Origin of the sequence: Psychrobacter communis (assembly GCF_014836505.1) — a bacterium.
Taxonomy (GTDB): Bacteria; Pseudomonadota; Gammaproteobacteria; order Pseudomonadales; family Moraxellaceae; genus Psychrobacter; species Psychrobacter faecalis.
Window position 1 is genome coordinate 1 of the sequence record NZ_JACSQR010000014.1, and the last position, 22,622, is coordinate 22,622.

Consider the following 22,622-nt stretch of genomic DNA (forward strand, 5'->3'; position numbering starts at 1 on the left):
TTTGTGTGAGAACTTAAAGATTAACCGTTCGCTATTTTTTTTGCCAGAAATTTATATCCAATGTTCAACACGCCCTAACCTGAACAATCCTGCCAAGATTCTTGCTAATTATCAAAAAATTACTTTAACTGCTGCCCGTGACTTGGTATCTTGCTCTCCTTCTTTGCGTTACTACGACGTATCTTTGCCATATTATTAAGCTAATGAGTGATTGTTAAGTCACTTTGCTGTATTAGCGCCTTCTTTATTTGTGTTGAACTTTATGAAACCGACCCTTGAGGTGAGCGCAAATACTCGCCGCACTCAGTATTTCCAAGTATTTTTAATGGGCGTCAGCGCCTTTATTATGAATACCACCGAATTTGTCCCCGTTGCCCTATTAAGTGACATTGCTCAAGATTTTTCCATCACTACAGCAGAAACTGGCTGGATGTTGACACTGTATGCGTGGATTGTCGCGGCCATGTCATTGCCATTGATGCTGCTCACCAGCCGATTTGAGCGTAAAAGCTTACTTTTGGGCTTGTTTGTGGTTTTTATTGCCAGTCATGTATTGTCCGTATTTGCTTGGAGCTTTGATGTATTGCTGATTAGCCGTGTTGGTATTGCGCTATCACACGCGATATTTTGGTCCATCACCGCAGCGATTGCGATACGCGTAGCACCAGAAGGCAAAAAAGCACTGGCACTTAGTGTACTTGCGACCGGTACTTCATTGGCGATGGTGCTAGGCGTGCCACTAGGGCGCTTAGTCGGTCAATGGTTTGGTTGGCGGGCGACCTTTGGCGGTATTGGCGTGATTGCTTTTATCGTCTTTATCCTACAAGCAAGGCTATTGCCAACGCTACCAAGTATGTTTGAAGGCTCGTTTAGAAAAATTCCAGAATTGCTCAAAAACCCCTTATTGGTCTGTTTGTATCTACTCATTTTACTGGTCTTTACCGCGCACTATACCGCTTATTCTTATATCGAACCCTTTATGCGACAGGTTGGCGCTATTAGTGAAAACGCCGCGACGGTTGTCTTGCTATTATTTGGGGTGGCAGGGATTGCCGGCAGTGTGATATTCAGTCGCTGGGGTGATCGTTTTAATACCAGATTGATGCTGATATCGATCATATTAATGCTGATATCTATGCTGGTGCTATTGTTTGCCGTGACCTCTATCTGGGCGCTGAGTTTCATTGCGTTACTGTGGGGCGCGGCGCTGATGCTGCTGATTATCTCTATGCAAGCCAAAGTCATTATGGTTGATGTCACTGCCCAAGACATGCTGATGTCGATGTTCTCAGGGATTATTAACTTAGGGATTGGTGCCGGTGCGCTATTCGGTGGTTATGCAGTGACGCATATTTCCATATCAAGCGTCGGCTATGTTGGCGCCGCTATCGCTGGTGTGTCGCTGCTGTTGATGTTATTTATGATAAAGCGCTTTCCCGAATTAAGCAGAAGACTTGGTTAATTAGAAGGCTTGGATAGCTAAAAACTTGATAATAAATAAGCCTATAAAAAATGCCAGCCACTTAAATGTGCTGGCATTTTGCTGTTTGGTTTATTTAAAAAGTAAGCCGTTTATTTAATAATCTACTTTACCGCGTAACGCTTTGGTTTTGCCGCGCTGGGTTTTTTCATCAACGCGTTTACGTTTGGCATTTCTACTCGGTTTGGTCGGCCTGCGAGTTTTATTGACATGAGTAACTTGAATAATAAAGCTTTGCAGCCGCTCAAGCGCATCAATTCGATTACGTTCTTGGGTACGAAACTGCTGCGCCTTAATAATAAGTACGCCTTCTTTGGTCATTCGGCTGTCTTTACTGTCCAATAAGCGCTGCTTGATCACATCGCTTAAGCTTGACGCGGGAATATCAAAACGCAGATGAATCGCAGAAGAGACTTTATTGACGTTTTGCCCGCCTGCCCCTTGCGCACGTATAGCGCTAATGTCTACTTCGCTGTCATTCAGGCTAATGGTATTGCTGATAAAAATCATAAAACACTTTTATAAATGATTGATAGATAAGGTTAATGATAAAGCATTCCCAGTTAACGCGCTACTTGCCCGCTTAATAGAGGTCAAAACGCCATATTTCTTAACCTCTATAATCCGCAATTTATCGGGTAAACCTTATCAATGTTATCGTTTGGCGTTGCTGTGTCGACCCTCTGTCTATAAAGCGTAAGCCTACGCAGTGACTTTATTTTAAGGTGGTAGGATGACGTTAAGCAGATACGATATTAAACGAACACCGTATTAAACAGACACGGTATTGTTAAACCAAAGCGTTAACGAGCCGATTTTAGTCAAAGGAATAGCGTTGTATGACGAACAATCATAAGAAATCTAATCATAAAAAATCTAACACTTCTCCCAAAAAACACAACCTTGCCGCTGATGAAAGCATTCAAGTCAGGGGCGCACGGGTGCATAATCTCAAAAATGTCAATGTAGATTTACCGCGTAATGCGTTGGTTGTTTTTACCGGCATATCAGGCTCAGGCAAGTCGTCACTGGCATTTGGCACCTTGTTTGCTGAGTCGCAACGCCGCTACCTTGATTCGGTATCGCCTTATGCGCGGCGCTTGATTGACCAAGTTGGCGAGCCTGATGTCGATTCGATAGAAGGCTTACCGCCCGCCGTCGCCCTGCAACAGCAGCGCGGTACGCCGTCGGTACGTTCATCGGTTGGTAGCGTGACGACGATTTCAAATGGTCTGCGCATGCTGTACTCGCGAGCGGGTGAATACCCTGTTGGGCAAGACATGCTATATGCCGATGCCTTTTCGCCAAATACGCCAGAAGGTGCTTGTCCTACTTGCTCAGGTATTGGTCGCGTGTTTGAGGTCACAGAAGATTTGCTTGTGCCTGACAAGACAAAAACCATTCGAGAACGCGCCATTGCTGCTTGGCCACCAGCATGGCAAGGGCAAAATCTGAGCCGGATATTGACCACACTGGGCTACGATATCGACAAACCTTGGGATACCTTGTCCAAGGAAACCCGCGATTGGATTTTATTTACCGATGAGACCCCAGAAGTGCCCGTTTACCCAGAGTACAATCTCGAGCAAGTACGCGAGGCGATTAAAAAAGGCGAAAAACCCAATTATAAAGGCACCTATGCCAGCGCAAAAAATTTCGTCTTACATTCTTTTGCTACGACCCAAAGTTCACGTACCAAAAAACGCGTGGCGCAGTTCATGCAAATTTCAGAATGCCCAAGCTGCCATGGCAAAAAGTTAAAGCAAGAATCGCTGTCGGTTAAATTTGCAGGGCTTGATATTGGTGAATTGTCACAATTAACCTTGACTGAACTGGCGCTTAAACTTCACGACGCTGCCAATAAAAAACTCAGCGATGATATGCCCGATCGTGAAAAAGCCATCGTCGCCAAGCGTATTGCTAGCGATGTTTTATCGCGTGTAGAGGCGTTAACCAGACTTGGGCTAGGTTACTTATCGCTTGAGCGCACCACGCCTACCTTATCGCCCGGTGAGCTACAGCGCCTAAGACTTGGCACCCAAATTCGCTCTAAGCTATTTGGCGTGGTTTATGTACTCGATGAACCGTCCGCTGGCCTGCATCCTGCCGATACTCAGGCGCTATTATGTGCTCTAGATGAACTGGTAGCGGCGGGTAATTCATTATTCATTGTCGAGCATGATGTCAGCGTCATTCGCCACGCCGATTGGATCGTCAATGTCGGACCAAAAGCGGGCAGTCATGGCGGTGAAATCATCTATAGCGGCCCTGTTGCAGGCTTGCGTGATATCTCTGATTCCTATACTGGACAATATCTCTTTAGTAAAGACACAGCAACTCAAAAGTTAAAAACCGAGCAACCAAGACGACCTACTCATTGGCTAAAACTTGCTAATATCGAGCGTAATAATTTACAAGGGCTAGATGTGGCATTTCCTTTAGGGGTATTAACCACAGTAACGGGCGTTTCAGGTTCGGGAAAATCGAGTTTGGTCAGTCAAGCGTTTGTTGAACTGGTCTACAATGCGCTTGGGCAAAAAACTGTGATTGAAGCGCCCACCGATGAAGCGGCTTTACTGGAGCAAGAACAAGAAACGCCAATAGGTGGAGAGATAGTCAGTGGTATGGAATATATAAAACGCTTAGTCACCGTTGACCAAAAAGCCATCGGGCGCACACCGCGCTCAAATCTGGCCACTTATACTGGACTGTTTGACCATGTGCGCAAATTATTTGCCACCACCAAAGAAGCAAAAGCAAGGCACTATGATGCCGGACGTTTTTCATTTAACGTAAAAAAAGGACGTTGCCCAAATTGCGAAGGCGTCGGTTTTGTCAGCGTTGAGCTGCTATTTCTGCCGAGTGTTTACTCGCCTTGCCAAGTGTGCCACGGTCAGCGCTACAATGATGAAACCTTAGAAATTACTTATCAAGGTAAAAACATCGCTGAAGTGCTTGATTTAACAGTCGAAGCGGCGGCTGAATTTTTCATTGATAATGCCCCAATCATGCGCGCCTTAGATGCCTTGCTAAAAGTTGGGCTTGGCTATCTAAGACTTGGGCAACCAGCGACCGAGTTATCTGGTGGCGAAGCACAGCGTATCAAGCTTGCTACCGAACTGCAGCGTACCCAGCGCGGCGATACGCTGTATGTGCTCGATGAACCAACGACTGGCCTCCATCCTTCTGATGTCGCGCTGCTGATGGCACAGTTAAACGGGCTGGTCGCAACTGGTAATACGGTGATTATGGTTGAGCACGATATGCAAGTTGCTAGCAACAGCGATTGGATTATCGATATGGGCCCCGGTGCTGGCGATGAAGGTGGGCTTATTATCGCAGAAGGCACGCCTAAAGAGGTGGCTAAGTCAAAAGAGAGTCGTACCGCGCCTTTTTTATTGACTTAGTCTTGATATAGAATATAAAAATAACTTAATAAGAACATCGGTATAAAAAAACCGCATCACTATTAAAGTCATGCGGTTTTCTATTTTTAAATATCGGTTTTTTAAACATGCATTGCTAACTAAGCAAGCATACCGCCATCGACGACCACGGTCGCACCCGTGGTATAACTTGAGGCATCAGAGACTAGGTACAATACCGTGCCAGCCATCTCGTCAGGGTTAGCCACACGCCCTAACGGAATGGCATGTAACGCCATTTTTAAGACTTTATCATTGGTGGTTAAGGCCGAGGCAAACTTGGTATCGGTCAGACCCGGCAATAACGCATTAACGCGAATGTTTAATGGACCACATTCTTTGGCAAAGGCTTTGGTCATGCTAATCACCGCAGCTTTAGTGATTGAGTAGATACCTTGCTTGTCACCTGCGACCAAGCCATTGACCGATGCCGTATTTAAAATAACACCGCCGCCCTGCTCGCGCATCATCTTACCGGCAGCCGTCGACATAAAGAAATAACCGCGAATATTGACTTCAACGGTCTTATCAAAAGCCGCTAGATCCGTATCTAAGATATGCCCATAATAAGGGTTTGCCGCGGCGTTATTGACCAAGATATCAATTTGACCAAATTCGCTTTTGATATGCTCAAAAACTGCCTCAATCTGATCCATATCGCCCACATGACAAGCAAAGGCGCTGGCTTTGTGACCATCAGCGACAATGCTATCCGCGACCGCTTGGCAAGCATCAATCTTACGGCTAGAGACAATCACATGCGCGCCTCTAGATGCCAATAAACGGGCGATAGACTCACCAATACCGCGGCTCGCACCTGTCACTAAAGCAATCTTACCTGTTAAATCAAATAAATCTTTCATCATTATTCCTTATATTTTTGAATATTTTAATAAATACTTTTGATGTTAAGCCAACATGCCGCCATCAAGGGTAAAGGCATGACCATTCATAAAGCTACTTTCATCGCTCGCCAGCCACGCAATGGCGCCAGACACTTCATCAACGTCACCCAATCGCCGCATTGGACTGGCTTTTATGGTGGCTTGCTGGGCGCGCTCGTCCATTTTTGCCATGGTATTACGCACCATCGGCGTATCGATAAAGCTCGGGCAAACGGCATTAAAGCGGATATTAACGCGCGCATATTCATGAGCAGCAGATTTGGTCAGCCCCATGACGCCATGTTTCGCAGCGCTATAAGCTGTCAGCAGTGGCGCTGAACGTAAACCGGCAATCGAGGCCACATTAATGACATGACCACCGCCATTAGGTGCCATACATGCAACCGCAGCGCGCATACAATGCCAGACGCCTTTTAGATTAACCGCAATATTACGGTCAAAATCATCGTCACTTAGCTCATGCATCGGTGCCGGTTTATGGTCGATACCGGCATTATTTATCACCACATCAAGACCGCCAAGCGTTTCCATAGCAAAAGCAAATAGCGCTCGCACTTCATCGCCGTTAGTCACATCGACCTTTTTAAAAACAATGCTATTACCAGCATCTTGCCCTTGCTGAGCAACAGTAGCGCCCATCTCTTCCGCCAAATCGCCAATGACAACTTTCGCATCGCGACTGGCTAACAATAACGCACTTGCCGCACCGATACCAGACGCGCCGCCGGTGATTAAAATACGTTTACCAGTGACGTCTGATGCAATTCCATTTGTATTCAATGTCATAATTTATCCCTCTACCTTAAGTACCAGTTTACCGAAGTTCTCACCTTTAAAGAGCATCATCAGGGTATCTGGGAACGTCTCGATGCCTTCAACGATATGGTCTTTTACTTTAATGTCGCCTGACCCAATCCAGCCAGCAATATCTTTCATCGCCGTCGGATACTCTTTGATATTATCAAAGACGACGATGCCTTCCATACGTGCACGATTGACCAATAATGACAGATAATTTGATGGCCCTTTGACCTCTGTGGTGTTGTTATATTGGCTAATCGCACCGCAAATTACGATACGGGCATGCAGATTAATTTGCGTCAGCACATCATTTAAAATATCGCCACCGACATTGTCAAAAAAGACATCGACGCCGTTTGGACAGGCCTGCTTTAAGCCTTTTTTCACATTTTCGTTTTTATAATCTATAGCAGCATCAAAACCTAGCTCATCGACTAAGAACTTACATTTTTCACTACCACCAGCGATACCAACAACGCGGCAGCCTTTGAGTTTGGCAATTTGCCCAACTAAGCTACCAACCGCGCCCGCAGCGCCAGAAATAACCACAGTCTCGCCAGCTTTTGGTGCGCCGGTTTTTAATAAGCCAAAATAGCCCGTCATACCCGGCATACCGAGCACGCCCAAGTAATAAGACAATGGCGCAAGGCTTGGATCGACTTTATGTAGACCTGTACCATCGCTGACTGCATACGACTGCACGCCGTTATGACCTACGACATAATCGCCAACAGCAAACTTCTCATGCTTACTTTCAATAACTTTACCCACCGTTCCTGCACGCATTACCTCGCCAATCTGTACGGGCGGTATATAAGATTTTGCATCGTTTAGCCAACCACGCATTGCAGGATCCATCGAAATATATTCAATTTTTATCAGCAGCTCACCATCTGAGATAGTCGGCAGTTCTGTCTCGGTATATTCCCACGTATCAGCGTCTGGTGCGCCCACAGGTCTTGCTTTTAAGCGCCACTGCTTATTGATCTGTTTGTTATCAGCTGTCATTATTTATTCCTTTAACGTTGTATTTATTATTCATACCAAACACGATGTAAAATTGATTAAAACCATTCTACTTGCATATCGGTACAGACCGCATTGTCATTATTTAATAGCTCAATATCGCGCTTGATTAACGGCAATTCCCAATCAATAAAGTATTTTGCTGCTTGGATTTTTCCATGATAGAAGTTTTGCTTATCGACGTCGGCCGTATTATTTAATAATTGCTCAGCTTTGCTGGCTTGGCGAATCCAAATCCAACTGACCACGATGGAGGCAAAGATATTCATCAAGGCCTGCGCATTACCCGTCAGCGTCATGGCTTTTTCCGTTTGTAGAATTTTGCTTAAATGCACGAGCACTTCATGTAAATGACCCATATAAGGCATCAACTTACCTGCCAGTTTTGCGCTCTCTGGCGTACTAATGCTTTCTAAGTCTTGGGTGATTTCACGCTTGATAATTTGAATACCCAGACCACCTTTTTGCCACAACTTACGAAATGACAAATCTAATGCCTGTACGCCATTTGTGCCTTCATGAATAGGATTGAGACGGTTATCACGCCAAAACTGCTCGGCCTGATATTCACGTGTATAGCCTGCGCCGCCCAATACTTGGATACCTAAATCATTGGCTTTTGGACCGTATTCAGACGGCCATGCTTTTAGTACTGGCGTCAGCAGGTCTAGCAACTCTGTCAATTCATTTTTTAACGTGGCATCTTCACAGGTATTGATACGGTCAATCAGATTTGAGCCATATAGACAGAGTGAAATACCGCCCTCGCTATAGGCTTTTTGCGCCAGCAGCATGCGCTTAACGTCACCATGCTGAATGATTGCCGTTGCCGCATCTTCAGGCTTATTATTCGGTGCGATTCTGCCCTGCGTTCTGTCTTTGGCATAATCGAGCGAATACTGATAACCGCGATAGCCAATCATCGCTGCACCAAAGCCAACTGCGATACGCGCTTCGTTCATCATTTTGAACATATAGCGCAGGCCAAAATGCTCTTCACCGATAAGATAGCCGTGACAATCGCCTGCATCACCAAAACTTAACGCCGTAGAAGTTGCGCCGCGATAGCCAAGTTTATGAATAAGTCCAGTTAAATGGACGTCATTACGCTCGCCGACTGATAAATCATCGTTTAAACGATACTTGGGTACGGCAAATAACGAAATACCTTTGACGCCAGCGGGTCCACCCGGCACTTTGGCTAATACCAAATGCACGATATTGTCAGACAGTTCGTGATCGCCTGCTGAGATATAAATCTTGCTGCCTTTGATACGGTATGATCCGTCTTCTTGTTTCACGGCAGTGGTTTTGATATCGGCAAGCGACGAGCCTGCATGTGGTTCTGTTAATGCCATGGTGCCAGTGAATTCACCGGTTAGCATACGCGGCATAAAGGCATTTTTAATCTCATCACTGGCGAAATGAGAAATGACATTAATCGCCGCCGTGGTTAAAAACGGATAAGCGGTCGTTGATGGATTAGCCGCCATAAAGTAGCCTGCCACAGCGGTCATGACGGTTTCGGGTAATTGCATGCCGCCATCGTCAAAACTATAACGACCCGCGATAAAGCCCGACTCGCGAAAGGCATCAAAAGCAACCTTTACGTCGTCTATCATGCTGACTTTTTTGCCGTCAAACTGGGGCTCGTTTTTATCCGCGACATGGTTGTGCGGTAAGAATAGCTGAGTGGCGATTTTATTGGCGGTGCCCAATACCGCATCAAAAGTTTCGCGGCTGTGTTCTGCAAACTTTGCATGCTCGGTTAAATGCTCAACCCCCAATACATCGTAGAGTTGAAACGGTAATTCAAAGTCATTGATCAGTGTATCTGCGGCCATAGTCATTTCCCTATTATGATAATGATAAATAAGCGGTGATGGACAAGTGATGCATTGATATTAATCTAATTTAACGCCTTACCGTATTGTCATTTATGACATAATTATGGTCAAATACGACAAAACTCATGTGTTAAATTAGAAAAACCTCGTCAAGAAACGTCATTTTTAATAAGTATTTTGAAAGGAAATTACGTAGCCATGCCCTACTTCAAACCCTTTAACGTCATCATTGTCGGTTTCGATGGCGTGCTTGGCAGCGCTTTGACAGGCGCATTAGATTTATTTTCTTTTACCGGAGTGAGTTGGCAGCGGTTTTTGAATGAAGAAGTAGAACCAAGGTTTAACGTACAAATTGCCAGTCTTGGCGGCGTTGATATCAGATGTAGCAACCGCTTAATCATGCAAGCGCATAGCGATATTCAGGAAGTCACAGAGTGCGACTTACTATTAATTCCAACCATTGGCGATTCCATCGATAAAGTCTTGAGCCAAAATAACGCTCTAATTCCGCATTTGCAGCGACTGGCAAATACCAAAGCCGATATCGCTAGTAACTGTAGCGGCGCGTTCTTTTTAGCAAAAGCAGGCTTGCTCGATGGCAAAGTAGCTACCACCCATTGGGGTTATGCCAGTAAGTTTAAGGCAGATTTTCCACTGGTTGATTTGCAAGAAAACCAATTTGTCACTCAATCAAAAAGCCAGTCAAAAGAACAATCGGGCAATATATTTTGTGCGGCAGGCGGTAGCGCCTTTTATGACTTGGGATTATTGTTAATCGAGCGTTATTGCGGGCGTGAAATTTCTACCCAAGTGGCAAAAACTCAGATTATTGATAGTAAACGCGGTAATCAAAACAGCTATACTAATGTGACATTGCATAAACCGCATGCAGACCAGCTGGTTCAGCAAGTACAAGAGTTTATTGAGGAAAACTTCAAACAACCCATTCAAGTTAGCGGTTTGGCAGCGATGGTCAATATCACCCCGCGCACACTGAATAGACGCTTTCAATCCTGCGTGGCGATGCGCCCGATTGAGTATATTCAAGCAGTGCGCATTGAGCAGGCAAAGCGTTTATTAGAATTGAGCGATGTGACGATTAAATCACTCGCGGAGCAAGTTGGCTACGATGATATCTCCTCATTTACGCGGCTGTTTAAACGCGCGACTGAGCTGACCCCAAAAGAATATCAGGATAAATTTTCACGACTGGCGATTTAACTTGATAGTAGACTTTTTAGAAGTCATACGTGGCTGCAATAAATTTATCACAGCAACAATTTTTATATCATTCATTGGATATAAAAACGATACAGCGAGATGAAACGTTGTTTTTCGCAGCCTCTGTCGGCGTAGGCACAGCACGCAAGAAAAACAACGTTTCATTGAGCGACTTGATAGCTACGTATCTGATTTATTTGGATTTGACTATAGGCTTAAACTTTTTTGCCACAAGCCTTCGACATGAATGGCATCTGCTTTAATCGTTGGGTAACCGCTAAATGCCAATTGATAGCCGCCCGCAGTATTTGTGCTTATCTGACACTTCGTGCCCAGTGGAAAGCTGTGTTTTTGGGCAATATGACCAAAGCGCATGCCGCTATAAATCGGCAATCCTGTTAGCTGATGCAATTGACGAATCACGGTGGCGACATCATAACGCTTATCATAACTGTCCTCACCACTACCCGATAACGCTCCAAACACGATGGCTTGCTGACCTTTAAACACCCTTGCCAAATACAAATCATATAGCATGCGCTCGATGCGGTAAGCTTGCTCGCCGACGTCTTCTAAAAATACGATACCATCTTTGATCCGTGGTAAGTACTCACTCCCTGCCAGTGCCGATACTACGCTGAGATTGCCGCCCCAAATGGTGCCGGTTAGCGTTTTAGGTTCAGTGTTTGTCAAAATACTGGGTAAATTTACACTGGTTAAAGACGCATCTGCTATATTAATCGTCAAATTAGAATTGGTTAATGCTTCTACGAATTGGCGACAGCTGACTTGATCCGGTTTGGTTTTGCCAAACTCGCTATAAAGCATTGGCGCTGCAAGCGAGCTCATACTGCCTTTTGCCAGTAGCGCACACTGGATCGCCGTCACATCGCTAAAGCCCGCCAGTATCGTACCGCGCTCCTTCATAATACGCCCAAGCGTTGACCAATCCACCATTGGTAATACTCGCACTGCACCGTAGCCTCCACGTACGCCAAGTAGCAGTTTAGGTGCTTTTATCGCACCCGTAGCGATGTTTTGCAAATCACTGGCACGCTGCGAATCCGTACCCGCAAAGCGCAAATACTGCCGTTTGGTAATTGCCGGATTATCCACTTTAAAACCCGCGCAGGCTAAACGCTCTAACGCCAACTCATTACGTTCGTCACTACCACCGACATTAGAGCTAGCAAAAAGCCGCGTTTCAATCGTTGGGACGATACATCTTGCTGGCGCTGGTTGTGCCTCACCTTTAAAAGACAAATGCTCATCTGAAAACGCTGTTGGTAAATCATCCTTGGTAAGCTGCGTACCGCTATCTTGCTCAATAGCATTTGTAGCCAACGCCCGAGTGATATTTTGCGTCGCTAGAAGCCCTGCTCCGGCACCAATACCAACGTGACATAAAAACTGGCGACGATTGAGCTCGGATGAAATCTTAGTCATGATGCTACCTTTTTTACCGTTAAATCGCTGCTTATCCTAGCAACCATTACTGAAACAAAGCGCGTATTATAACGCAGGTTGGGATACTATTTAGTACTCGAGCAGTATAGAACGCTTAAGTCATGAGCATTTGGCATTTTAATAGACAACAAAACGATACAGAGTTACTTACCGTCTTATTTGGCTACAGACCCGACTCTTGCTATAGTAAAAAGCGCTGAACAACAAACAATAATGATAGATACAAAAGGATTATAAAGATGGCTGAGCAAGAAAGTGCAAAAGAGAAAGACAATAAAAGTCTGATCGATAGTATTAAAATCATCTTAGGTAAAGAAGATAAGCTGAAGGATCAACTCGAAAAAGAAAAAGGTCTTGAGAGTTATGCTAAGGATTTGCTGTTGCTGATGAGCTTAGTCAAAGACTACTATAAAGGCAACTATCGCAATATCCCTTATAAAACCATTTCAGCAGCCGTGGTTGGACTGCTTTACGTGATCAACCCTATCGATATCATTCCTGACTTTATCCCCTTTATCGGTCATATCGATGACGTCTTGGTACTCAGATTTTGTCTGAAACTTGTAGAAAAGGATTTGGCAAAATACAAAAGCTGGAAAGATAAGCAAACAGAAGCTAAAGACGACAACTCAAAGCCTAACGATAAAAAACTTGAAGATAAAAGTAAAAGCTTAAAAAAAGCAGATAAATAACCTGATAAGCAATCCCATAAAAAACACGGTCAATGACGCCTGCACTGACCGTGTTTTTATAGGCTTAAAATAGAAAATTTTAAATATATTTAAGCACTCAGCCTTTTAATTTTTTATTAATCAGGCACATCATAGCTTGGCTTTTCTGGATTTAGACCAAACGAGTAGACAAAGGTGCCTATAAGGCTATTAATGATAATAAATGGCAAGTCAATAGCCACATGGCCGAGTAAATAGCGACCGATGAGCCATGACACAATCAGCATAATTACGAAAAATGCGCCGAGATAGCCCAAGATAGTGGGATGTTTGAGATGATAAGGCTGCTCAGGTTTTGGCTGTTTATCGAGGATATAGGTTCTTACTGCCCAACCGGCCGCGTAACAAAATCCGCCTAACACCACATAACTAAAAAAATTCATATTGCCCGACTCTGATTAGAGGGTTGTTTATCATAAATACTGCTTTATAAAGGCCAATTACATACTGTCATTGACGTTATCAATAACGATATTGGCGTGAGGATTGGCTAAAATATCGGTATTAACGTCATCACATTCGACGCGATAAATGGTATTGGCACCGCGATAAATGTAAGACAAGTACTCACTATCTAGTAGCGGATCGATATTGGCATAAACAGGCTTCACATGCGCCAACACCAGCACTCTGTCTGGACGACCAATCACCGCATCGACATTATCAGGGTCGATAGAAAAATACGTCGGGATATCACTTTTTGCAAGCACTTCTAACGGTTCAGCGTCATCCCAAACGCGCTTAGCGCTAGCAGGCTCTTTCATTTGCATGACCCAACCGCCGCCCTGTTGGCTAACTTTTATTTGCGCCGGCTCATCACGACTGACTGTGTAGCAGCCTGCAAATATGGATAAATCCGCTGGCGCCTCAGCTTTTTTGGCATCAGCTGGCGTATTACTGTCATTACAGGCACTCAAAAACAGCGCGCTACTTGCGACCAGAGCAACCATTAAGGGCGTTAATTCTTTATTCAAAACATTCGAGCTTACGGACATCATCGATTTATCCTGCATTGGTACATAAAAGCTTATATTGTGCTTATTGTGCTAAGGCATGTCCGCACAATCAAAGCTATTTTAACAGAAAACGGCAGCGTTACCGCTATGATATGTGCTTTTGCCCTTTTATGGTTTTTATTCCTAGCAGTCACTGATAGATAAGCGACCATAAACAAGCAAGATTTGCTATACTCAACCCTAAAATAGATGGTGCTAGCCTGTGCAAAAATAACGCTAGAAACCCTCTTTGCTCGATGTTTATTACTTATTAGGCTCATACTTTTTTATGTCAGAAAACTCTACTTCAGCGCGTTCATTTAATACGAGCAATCCGCTTGCTGCCAAAGCAAATACGACGGTTGCCTATACCGACGGCGCTTGTAAAGGCAATCCAGGTGCTGGCGGCTGGGGCGCGCACTTAATATTTAGCGATGGGCAGACGCAGGATTTGTATGGCGGTGAACAAGTAACCACCAATAATCGTATGGAGCTGATGGGTGCGATACAAGCATTGACCCATAGCCCGCGTGAGCAAATCCTTGAGATTTGGACAGACTCAAGCTATGTCAAAAAAGGCATCACCGAATGGATTGAAGGCTGGAAAAAACGCGGCTGGAAAACGGCCAGCAAAAAACCGGTCGCCAATCAAGACCTTTGGCAGCAATTAGATGCGCTATGCCAGCAGCGCGATGTCGCTTGGCACTGGGTGAAAGGTCACGCCGGACACGCGGGCAATGAAAAAGCTGACGAGCTAGCAAACTTGGGCGTGACGTCTAGCAGTGAAGATTTGAAAACCGCTAGCTTGCAAGATTCTGCTAAAAAAAAAGACCGACTGATGACTGATAACAAGCAGAGTCCGAGCAATGATTGGTTAAAATTTGACCCATTAGGCTTTGATATGATGGATGATGAGCTTGATGAGTCGCTATTAGATGGTCAAAATCTTACTGACGATATGGTAAATACAATAACAAATACAATGGCAAACACAGATATGTTAGTGGAAGAGAATCACAATCCGTACAATGCTAGCGAACCCATGAGACACACCGATATGCCAGATATAAATACCAATATGGATACTGAAGTAGAAACTAAAACGGAAGCTCGCATAGACACGGACACACCGACATTCGATGGTGACACTAGCCGAGCCAATCCGCATTTTATACCCCTGCTACCCAAACCTATCCACCGCCATGAATCTGACCGCCAGCTCATTATGGATACGGAGACCACCGGTCTTGATCCCATGAAGGGCGACCGCATTATTGAGGTCGGTATCGTAGAGTTAGTCGGGCGTAAATTTACCGGCGAGAAACTGCACGTCTACATCAATCCGCAGCGCGGAATGGATGAGGAGGTGATTCGTATTCACGGAATCTCTGAAGCGTTTTTAACCGATAAACCGACCTTTGATCAAGTGGCTCAAGCGCTTTATGACTTTATGGACGGTGCCGAAATCATCGCTCATAACGCTACCTTTGATATGAACTTCTTAAATATGGAGTTTGCCAAAGTTGGCATGCACGACTTTGCCGAGCGCGTACGAGTGACCGACTCTTTGATGATGGCAAAACAGCAATATCCGGGGCAAAAAAATACCCTAGATGCTCTGGTTCGTCGCTTAGATGTCGGTAAACAAGACCGTACTTTCCACGGCGCATTACTTGACTCGGAGATTTTGGCGGAAGTTTATCTGGCGATGACCGGTGGGCAAGTCACGCTGGCGATTGAGGAAGATACCCAAGCCGATGGCGGACATACTGCCCATGCAAACTTTGCCGATTTGGCGGCTTTATTGCTCGAGTCAAGCAGTAATGAGAGCGCCAATCAAGGCTGGTATGCGTCGCTTGCGGACGATTATCCTGCGCTTAAAGATAAAATGTAACCCGTGAAGCATAAGTCATTAAAACGGTTTTTTATATGAACATAACGCCTTATACTGACCGTTAAGTAAGTAAATCTTGATTGTTATGCCGATAAGCGTTAAAACCTTATTTATAGACATTTTCAAATGCTCATCTAAACCTTTGCTATTTTCATCAGTACGTCATGGAAAAAAACAACTATGAATCCTTCTACACAAATGAAATTAACCGCCCCGACCTTGAGTGTGACTGATTTTAACCTACCATCGCTGCATTTATTGCACGATGAAATTAAGGTCATTTTAAAAGATACTGAAATTCATTTGGGCGAATTTAATGATGATGATAGCCAAGCGCCTTTATTGTTAGACTCTATTATTGTCCTAAAACAGCTGTCTTGTATTTTTCAGCTGATATCTTCGGTCGGGGCAGAAGTGCTCAATAACGCCATCGTCAATGGCTTGCAAAAACTTTATGACAGCCGTGATAATAATGATAATGCTTTGATTATGGATTTATCAGAAGCCATTATGACGCTTGATCGTTATATTGAGTTTATTTTGCTGACCGAATCGGTAGAGCCGACTTTACTCCTGCCTATCATCAATAGACTCAACGCTCATGGGCAAGCAGCACCGATCGATGCCGATTATTTTGCCGCGTTTGGTCATAGCAGCGTCATTATCGCTAATCCTGAAAACAACTTTCAACCGCTTAACGAGCTCAATCTTGATAGCGAATTATTAACTTATGCTTATCGTAGTGGACTTGGCGTTGCCTTATTAAATCAAGACGGTAAGGTAAGTGAGGATGAGCAGCAAAAGCTCGATGCGATGTCGGCAGCGTGCGCCTTGATAGCAGCAAATACCAACAGCCTGTTTTGGCAAGCAGCCACCGCTGCCGTTACGGATATTGCCAGCATTTTGCCGCTAAGCTTAAGCCAAAAACACACGCTTATTTATTTAGAGCAGCAGTTTCAAAGCTATCTGCCAGTAATGGACACGCGCTTTGCGCACTTGGTCAGCTTTGCCTGCCAGCGCGATACCAAAGAGGCACAAACGCTGCGTGAACTATATGCCGCCAATCAATTAGAAGACTCACAGCGCAAACAAATGGCGCAGTTCTTATTTGGACCCAATCGTGCTTTAACCGATACCTTAAACACCATTATTCAAGCGCAAATCAACACCATCAAAGAAAATGTCGATAGCTACGCACGCGGTGATTCTATCAACCCTGTTGATATGCAAACCTCGCAAATCACCGAGCAACTGACTGAGCTGCGTTCAGCTTTTCAGTTATTGGGTCTGGCAAATGCTGCAAACAGTCTCAATGCGGCCGCAGAAGCGGTGAAAAAATGGCGCGCGCCTACGCCAGAAGATTTTGACCATTTATTACTCGCTTTGATGCACGCAGAAAACGCCACTATCGCCATGGCAGAGATGCATACCCCTGGGGCAATCTATTTACCTTTGAATAATCCGCATATATCATTGCATCAGCTGAATACTGCCTATGATACGCTGATACAAGAAAGTCGTACGGCGATTGCCAGCGCCGAACAAGCCATCACCGATTATTTGGCTGAGCCTGAGCGCGATGTATTAAATATTCAAAATATTCCTGAAATGCTGCGCCAAGTGTCAGGTGCAGTGCGCTTTTTACAGCTGCCAACGCCCGCCAGTATGCTTAGCCAATTGGCAAGTTATTTGCAGCAGCGTATCGGCAACGGCGCCCGCTTAGATGATGGTACTTTGGCTTATATTGCTGATGTCATTATGGCCGTTGACCATCATTTAGATGGCTTTGAAAACAATCGCCCAGTCAGTAAGCAAGCGTTAGATGTTGGGCAACAAAGCTTAAGCCAACTGCTTGCGGCATAATTTTAGCGTACTAAATAAGTAGATTAGATAGCTTACTTATTTAGTTATCATCTAACTGCTTATTTTAAACAGACTCCTACCCAAACGGATAAGAGTCTGTCTTTGATTGTTTGGAAACTGAACCTATGAGCCACGCCTTTATACTTCGTGACGAGACGATTTTATGTCGTCAAACGCCTCATGGCTGGTGGCCTATGCAGGTTGAGTTACCACAGTCTGATATCGATAACCCAGCGTTAAACACTCATGACACTCATAGCACGCAGCGAGCCTATCAAGTTGGCCGAGTGACACTATTTGAAAGCCTAGCGCCGACTCATTGGCTACCTAATGATGATAGCCGTCAAAACAAAAACAGCTTGACTGCTTTTGAAAGCGAAACTGCTAATACATTTACTACTAATGCTTTTACGTCAAAAGCTACCTTAGCAATGACTTATGATTATGCGATAGCAAATCATGTTACGTTGCCTAAAATTTTAGAAAATGCTGAGTTAGAAAGTCGCGGTTTAACAAGCAATAATAAAGAAAAAAATACTTTAGGTAATGACGAGTGTGCTTTTATTGCGTATCGCCTGCTTATTACACAGCTGCCATTTGCCTTATCTGACCAACTTAGCCAAGCCATACAGTTGTTACGCTGGCAAGCAGACACGCAGTTTTGTAGTCGCTGCGCAGCTCCTGTTGTCCATGCCAACCACGGTGAGCGCGCGATGGTCTGTCCTGTTTGCCGCTTACGCCAATATCCACGCGTGCAGCCGTGTATCATCACCGCTATTACCCGACCCAATCCGCAAACGGGTACCATGCAAATTTTATTGGCGCACCATCATCGTTATGGGCAACAAAAAACTCCTCAACAAGCGCTACAATATGGTTTGATTGCCGGTTTTGTAGAGGTCGGTGAAAGTTTAGAGCATGCGGTGGTACGCGAAGTGGCAGAAGAGGTAAATATTAGTCTCAAAGACATTCGCTATGTCAGCAGTCAACCTTGGCCATTTCCGTCCAATTTGATGCTCGGCTTTCGGGCGGCGTATGCGGGTGGAGATATCGTCATACAAGAAGACGAGCTGTCACATGCCGATTTTTTTGACCTGACAAATTTACCAAAAATACCGTTTAAAGGTAGTATTGCCTATGCACTGATTGCACAAATTGCTCATGAACAAGGCATCTCGCTCTAATCGATATTTAATTTATAAGACCAAGATGTCTTTTATTAAATATCAATGCTCTTGATAAATAACGCTATTACCCTATTTGTTCATATTAGCACTTAGTACTAATATAAAGGTTTTACATTAAATGCAAAGCACTACCAGTAACAACAGCAATCTTATCCGTCTCGCCAATTTGCCTATCTTGTTCGATAGCTTGGACCTAGAGCGCTTACCTGTCGCAACCCAAGCAAAGATTGCGCGTATTGACGCCTGCTTACCGCAAACCCAATGCGGTCTTTGTGACCATGCCGATGGCTGCTTGCCGTATGCGGTGGCAATTGTTATCGACAGTGAGCCTTATAATAAATGTGTGCCCGGCGGTCAGCCGGTGACTGATGCGATTGCGCAAATCATCAATCAAGATAGCAGCGATACACAACCACTTAACGCTGAGCCGTCAAAATGGCCGATAGATGTAAGCTCGCAGCGTCCAGTAGAAGTGCGCGCGGTGATTCGAGAAGATGATTGTATTGGCTGTACCAAGTGTATCCCCGCCTGCCCTGTTGACGCCATCGTCGGGACTGGCAAGCATATGCATACTATTTTTACGGACTTATGCACGGGCTGTGAGCTATGTATCGCGCCCTGCCCAGTTGATTGCATAGACTTAGTCACCGTTGAGCGTACCCAATCGACAGCTGAACGCACGCTTGAACAAGAGGATTTGCGCCAACGTTATCATACGCATTTAAGACGCGTTAGTAAGCAGCTAGCGGATAGCAGCAATAGCAAGCCGGTGGTCAGCATGGTAGAAGCCAAGCTAAATAATGCCGCCAGTCAATCGTTAAATATCAGCGAAGAAGAAGCAAAAAATACCATTGCCGCAGCTAAACTACGCAGTAAAATCAAGAAGTTAGAAAAGCAGCTGAGCGTACGGCCTAATGAGAGCAAACAGACGGAGCTTGAAGCATTACAAACTGAGCTTGTCCACCTTTAATAACCCATCTCTAATTTTGAATAACCAATGAATAAAATAATGAATAAAACAGTGCTAACAATGCCATGAGTAAAACCGTTAAACATAAAACTGCCGATACGCCGCCATCGAGGCGCATGCCCAATCGTGATGTGCGGCCGTTTTTTGAGAAACTGGCGGCGACGATTGATGAGCCAGTGACTGAGCTCAATTATAACAGCAACTTTGAGCTGCTTATCGCCGTCATATTATCGGCGCAGGCGACCGATGTCAGCGTCAATATCGCCACCAACCAGCTTTATCCGGTTGCCAATACGCCTGAGTCTATTTTGGCATTAGGCGAAGAAGGACTGAAAGCGTATATTAAGAATATCGGTTTATATAACGCCAAAGCCAAAAACGTCATCAAAACTTGCCGTGACTTGATTGAGAAGTTTGATAGCACCGTTCCTGATAACCGTAAAGATTTAGAGTCTCTAGCAGGCGTTGGGCGTAAGACGGCAAACGTGGTGTTAAATACCGCTTTTGGACAGCCGACGATGGCGGTCGATACCCATATCTTTCGCGTCGGCAATCGTACTGGCCTTGCTACGGGTAAAAACGTCTTAATCGTTGAGAAAAAACTGCTCGAACGTATTCCCGATGACTTTATCGTAGATGCGCATCATTATTTGATTTTGCATGGGCGCTATACTTGTCAAGCTCGCACGCCAAAATGCGGCGCTTGTCCTGTTTATGAAGAATGTATGTTTAAAGACAAAGCCAAGTTTTTAGAGCTTTAAAGACTTTTAAAGATTTTCTTTCTAAGTACTTCAGCTTTAACTTAAGGGAGCAGGATGCAGACCCTGACCGCACTCGTATTTGACGACTTTGAAACCTTGGACTTATTTGGACCTATTGAGCTATTTGGTAGCTTACCTAACGATTTTCGCATTCAGTTTGCGTCAATAAAAGGTGGTATCATCCATAACCATCATGGTGTTGCCTTACAAACTGTCGCAGTAGCAGAGTTAGCCCAGCAAACGAATATATTATTGGTCGTCGGCGGTAAAGGTACACGTCCACTGATTAATGATAGTAAGTTTTTGCAGACCCTGACTACGCTCGCTGATAACGCCGACTGGGTGCTTAGCGTCTGTACGGGTAGTGCTTTATTGGCGAAGGCAGGTATTTTAGACCATAAACGAGCCACGTCAAATAAGCGTGCTTGGCAATGGGTAACCGAACAATCAGATCAGGTTGATTGGATAAAGCAGGCGCGCTGGGTCGTAGATGGCAAGTTTTATACTTCTTCAGGTGTCACGGCTGGCATGGATATGGCGCTTGGTTTTATTGCTGATAGACAAGGTCGCGATAGCGCAAAAGAAGTCGCTGACTATACAGAATACCGCTGGCAAGAAGACAGCCGCCTCGATGATTTCTACAATTGTTAGCCGTCATGGCTGACACTAGAGTTTTACCTCGATTCACGGTAAAATATCATAATTTTTTGATTCACTTTTACTTTCTATTTTCCGTTAACATTTAATAATGACTGATTTTATATATTACAGTCCCTGCAATTAAGCGATCCCACTATGCGCGAATACAACTTATTTACCTCAGAGTCTGTGAGCGAAGGCCATCCAGATAAAATGGCTGACCAAATCTCAGATGCTATCCTTGATGCCATTTTACGTGAAGACCTTCATGCCCGCGTTGCCTGCGAAACCTTGGTTAAAACAGGTGCGGTGATCTTGGCAGGCGAAGTGACCACGACTGCCAATATCGACGTTGAGCGTATCGTCCGTGATACGGTAAATGGCATTGGCTATCATCACTCAGACTTGGGTTTTGATGGTGAGACGTGTGCCGTTATTAATATGCTCGGTAAGCAGTCGCCAGAAATCGCTCAAGGGGTCGATCGTAGCAGCCCTGAAGAACAAGGTGCAGGCGACCAAGGCTTGATGTTTGGTTATGCCAGCAATGAGACTGAAGTATTGATGCCCGCGCCTATCGAATATGCGCATCGCTTGATGGAGCGTCAATCTGAGCTGCGCCGCGCTGGTGAATTGCCTTGGCTACGTCCCGATGCCAAAGCACAAGTGACCCTCAAATACGACGGTAATAAACCGATTGCCATTGATGCCGTGGTGTTATCAACGCAGCATGATCCAAGCATCTCACAAACAGATTTGCAAGAAGCGGTCATGGAATCGATTATCAAACAAGTACTGCCAGCAGACTTATTGCATGCTGGTACGCGCTATCATATCAACCCAACTGGCAAATTTGTCATCGGTGGTCCTGTCGGCGATGCTGGTTTGACTGGTCGTAAAATTATCGTCGATACTTACGGCGGTATGGCGCGTCATGGTGGCGGTGCCTTTAGTGGCAAAGATCCTTCAAAAGTCGATCGCAGTGCAGCATACGCGGTGCGATACGTGGCCAAAAATATTGTCGCCGCCGGTATTGCTGATCGCTGTGAAGTACAAGTCAGCTACGCGATTGGCGTTGCTGAACCGACTTCGATTTCAATTAATACTTTTGGCACTAATAAAATCAGCAACGATGAAATTATCAGCTTGATTCGTAAACATTTTGACCTACGTCCTTATGGTATTACACGTATGCTCAATTTATTGCAGCCAATGTATCAGCAAACTTCAACCTTTGGACATTTCGGTCGTCAAGGTTCTGAAACTGCCTTTACGTGGGAAAAAACGGACAAAGCAGAAACTTTAAAAGCCGATGCAGGTTTATAAGACTGTTTCCATTTTTTAGATGTATTCGGTCTTTATACTTATCAATTTTAAAGACCGCTATGATATATTCAAATTTACTTACCATTC

20 protein-coding genes are annotated in these 22,622 nt (G+C 44.7%); 12 read left to right on the plus strand and 8 right to left on the minus strand.

Annotated elements, in window-relative coordinates; genetic code table 11:
* Positions 1–199 (plus strand): hypothetical protein (locus tag H9653_RS12485; RefSeq protein WP_225211640.1); only part of this gene is annotated, 199 nt, incomplete at its 5' end.
* Positions 200–262: 63 nt separating this feature from the next.
* A complete protein-coding gene (locus tag H9653_RS06490; protein ID WP_225211641.1) occupies positions 263–1,462 on the plus strand; it encodes a sugar transporter in 1,200 nt (399 codons plus the stop codon).
* Between the two features lie 114 nt (positions 1,463–1,576).
* Here H9653_RS06490 and arfB read toward each other — a convergent pair whose 3' ends face one another.
* Positions 1,577–1,990, minus strand: a complete 414-nt coding sequence (gene arfB / locus H9653_RS06495) for an alternative ribosome rescue aminoacyl-tRNA hydrolase ArfB (RefSeq protein ID WP_191691336.1) — start codon at positions 1,988–1,990, stop codon at positions 1,577–1,579.
* Positions 1,991–2,319: 329 nt separating this feature from the next.
* On the opposite strand from arfB, the gene uvrA reads away from it, so the two are divergent.
* Complete coding sequence (uvrA, locus tag H9653_RS06500) at positions 2,320–4,887, plus strand: excinuclease ABC subunit UvrA (protein WP_191691339.1); 2,568 nt, start codon at positions 2,320–2,322, stop codon at positions 4,885–4,887.
* 119 nt (positions 4,888–5,006) lie between these two features.
* Here the strand turns inward: uvrA and H9653_RS06505 are convergent, their stop codons facing one another.
* The 4 genes from H9653_RS06505 to H9653_RS06520 are packed head-to-tail and all read right to left on the minus strand — an operon-like array spanning position 5,007 to position 9,481.
* On the minus strand, positions 5,007–5,771 hold the full coding sequence (locus tag H9653_RS06505) for an SDR family oxidoreductase (RefSeq protein ID WP_225211642.1): 765 nt from the start codon (positions 5,769–5,771) through the stop codon (positions 5,007–5,009).
* 42 nt (positions 5,772–5,813) lie between these two features.
* A complete protein-coding gene (locus H9653_RS06510) occupies positions 5,814–6,596 on the minus strand; it encodes an SDR family NAD(P)-dependent oxidoreductase (RefSeq protein ID WP_191691343.1) in 783 nt (260 codons plus the stop codon).
* A 3-nt stretch (positions 6,597–6,599) separates the two neighbouring features.
* Positions 6,600–7,619 (minus strand): NADP-dependent oxidoreductase, encoded by a 1,020-nt coding sequence (locus tag H9653_RS06515; protein ID WP_191691345.1) that lies wholly within the window; start codon positions 7,617–7,619, stop codon positions 6,600–6,602.
* 56 nt (positions 7,620–7,675) lie between these two features.
* The gene (locus tag H9653_RS06520) at positions 7,676–9,481 is read right to left on the minus strand and encodes an acyl-CoA dehydrogenase (RefSeq protein WP_191691347.1); all 1,806 of its coding nucleotides are present in this window, start codon (positions 9,479–9,481) and stop codon (positions 7,676–7,678) included.
* Positions 9,482–9,682: 201 nt separating this feature from the next.
* Between H9653_RS06520 and H9653_RS06525 the strand changes: the two genes are divergently transcribed.
* Positions 9,683–10,705: a GlxA family transcriptional regulator gene (locus H9653_RS06525; RefSeq protein ID WP_191691349.1), complete on the plus strand. Its 1,023-nt coding sequence runs from the start codon at positions 9,683–9,685 to the stop codon at positions 10,703–10,705.
* A gap of 207 nt (positions 10,706–10,912) precedes the next feature.
* Here H9653_RS06525 and H9653_RS06530 read toward each other — a convergent pair whose 3' ends face one another.
* Entirely contained in the window at positions 10,913–12,151 is a 1,239-nt protein-coding gene (locus H9653_RS06530; protein ID WP_191691351.1) for an LD-carboxypeptidase, read from the minus strand.
* Between the two features lie 260 nt (positions 12,152–12,411).
* Between H9653_RS06530 and H9653_RS06535 the strand changes: the two genes are divergently transcribed.
* Positions 12,412–12,864: a YkvA family protein gene (locus tag H9653_RS06535; RefSeq protein ID WP_191691353.1), complete on the plus strand. Its 453-nt coding sequence runs from the start codon at positions 12,412–12,414 to the stop codon at positions 12,862–12,864.
* A gap of 116 nt (positions 12,865–12,980) precedes the next feature.
* On the opposite strand, the gene H9653_RS06540 is transcribed toward H9653_RS06535, so the two are convergent.
* Complete coding sequence (locus H9653_RS06540) at positions 12,981–13,286, minus strand: hypothetical protein (protein WP_191691355.1); 306 nt, start codon at positions 13,284–13,286, stop codon at positions 12,981–12,983.
* 57 nt (positions 13,287–13,343) lie between these two features.
* Positions 13,344–13,901 carry a hypothetical protein gene (locus H9653_RS06545; RefSeq protein ID WP_191691357.1) on the minus strand — a complete coding sequence of 186 codons (558 nt, stop codon included), beginning with the start codon at positions 13,899–13,901 and terminating at the stop codon, positions 13,344–13,346.
* 286 nt (positions 13,902–14,187) lie between these two features.
* On the opposite strand from H9653_RS06545, the gene dnaQ reads away from it, so the two are divergent.
* The 7 genes from dnaQ (at position 14,188) to metK (ending at position 22,535) form a co-directional block, all read left to right on the plus strand.
* Complete coding sequence (dnaQ, locus tag H9653_RS06550; RefSeq protein ID WP_191691359.1) at positions 14,188–15,792, plus strand: DNA polymerase III subunit epsilon; 1,605 nt, start codon at positions 14,188–14,190, stop codon at positions 15,790–15,792.
* A gap of 180 nt (positions 15,793–15,972) precedes the next feature.
* Complete coding sequence (locus tag H9653_RS06555; protein ID WP_191691361.1) at positions 15,973–17,655, plus strand: hypothetical protein; 1,683 nt, start codon at positions 15,973–15,975, stop codon at positions 17,653–17,655.
* A 125-nt stretch (positions 17,656–17,780) separates the two neighbouring features.
* Complete coding sequence (nudC, locus tag H9653_RS06560) at positions 17,781–18,839, plus strand: NAD(+) diphosphatase (protein ID WP_191691363.1); 1,059 nt, start codon at positions 17,781–17,783, stop codon at positions 18,837–18,839.
* A gap of 121 nt (positions 18,840–18,960) precedes the next feature.
* The gene (locus H9653_RS06565) at positions 18,961–19,812 is read left to right on the plus strand and encodes an RnfABCDGE type electron transport complex subunit B (protein ID WP_191691365.1); all 852 of its coding nucleotides are present in this window, start codon (positions 18,961–18,963) and stop codon (positions 19,810–19,812) included.
* A gap of 65 nt (positions 19,813–19,877) precedes the next feature.
* Complete coding sequence (gene nth, locus H9653_RS06570) at positions 19,878–20,573, plus strand: endonuclease III (protein ID WP_102077140.1); 696 nt, start codon at positions 19,878–19,880, stop codon at positions 20,571–20,573.
* Positions 20,574–20,627: 54 nt separating this feature from the next.
* On the plus strand, positions 20,628–21,224 hold the full coding sequence (locus H9653_RS06575) for a DJ-1/PfpI family protein (protein ID WP_191691367.1): 597 nt from the start codon (positions 20,628–20,630) through the stop codon (positions 21,222–21,224).
* A 144-nt stretch (positions 21,225–21,368) separates the two neighbouring features.
* Positions 21,369–22,535 (plus strand): methionine adenosyltransferase, encoded by a 1,167-nt coding sequence (metK, locus tag H9653_RS06580; protein ID WP_191691369.1) that lies wholly within the window; start codon positions 21,369–21,371, stop codon positions 22,533–22,535.
* The last annotated feature ends 87 nt before the right edge of the window (positions 22,536–22,622 follow it).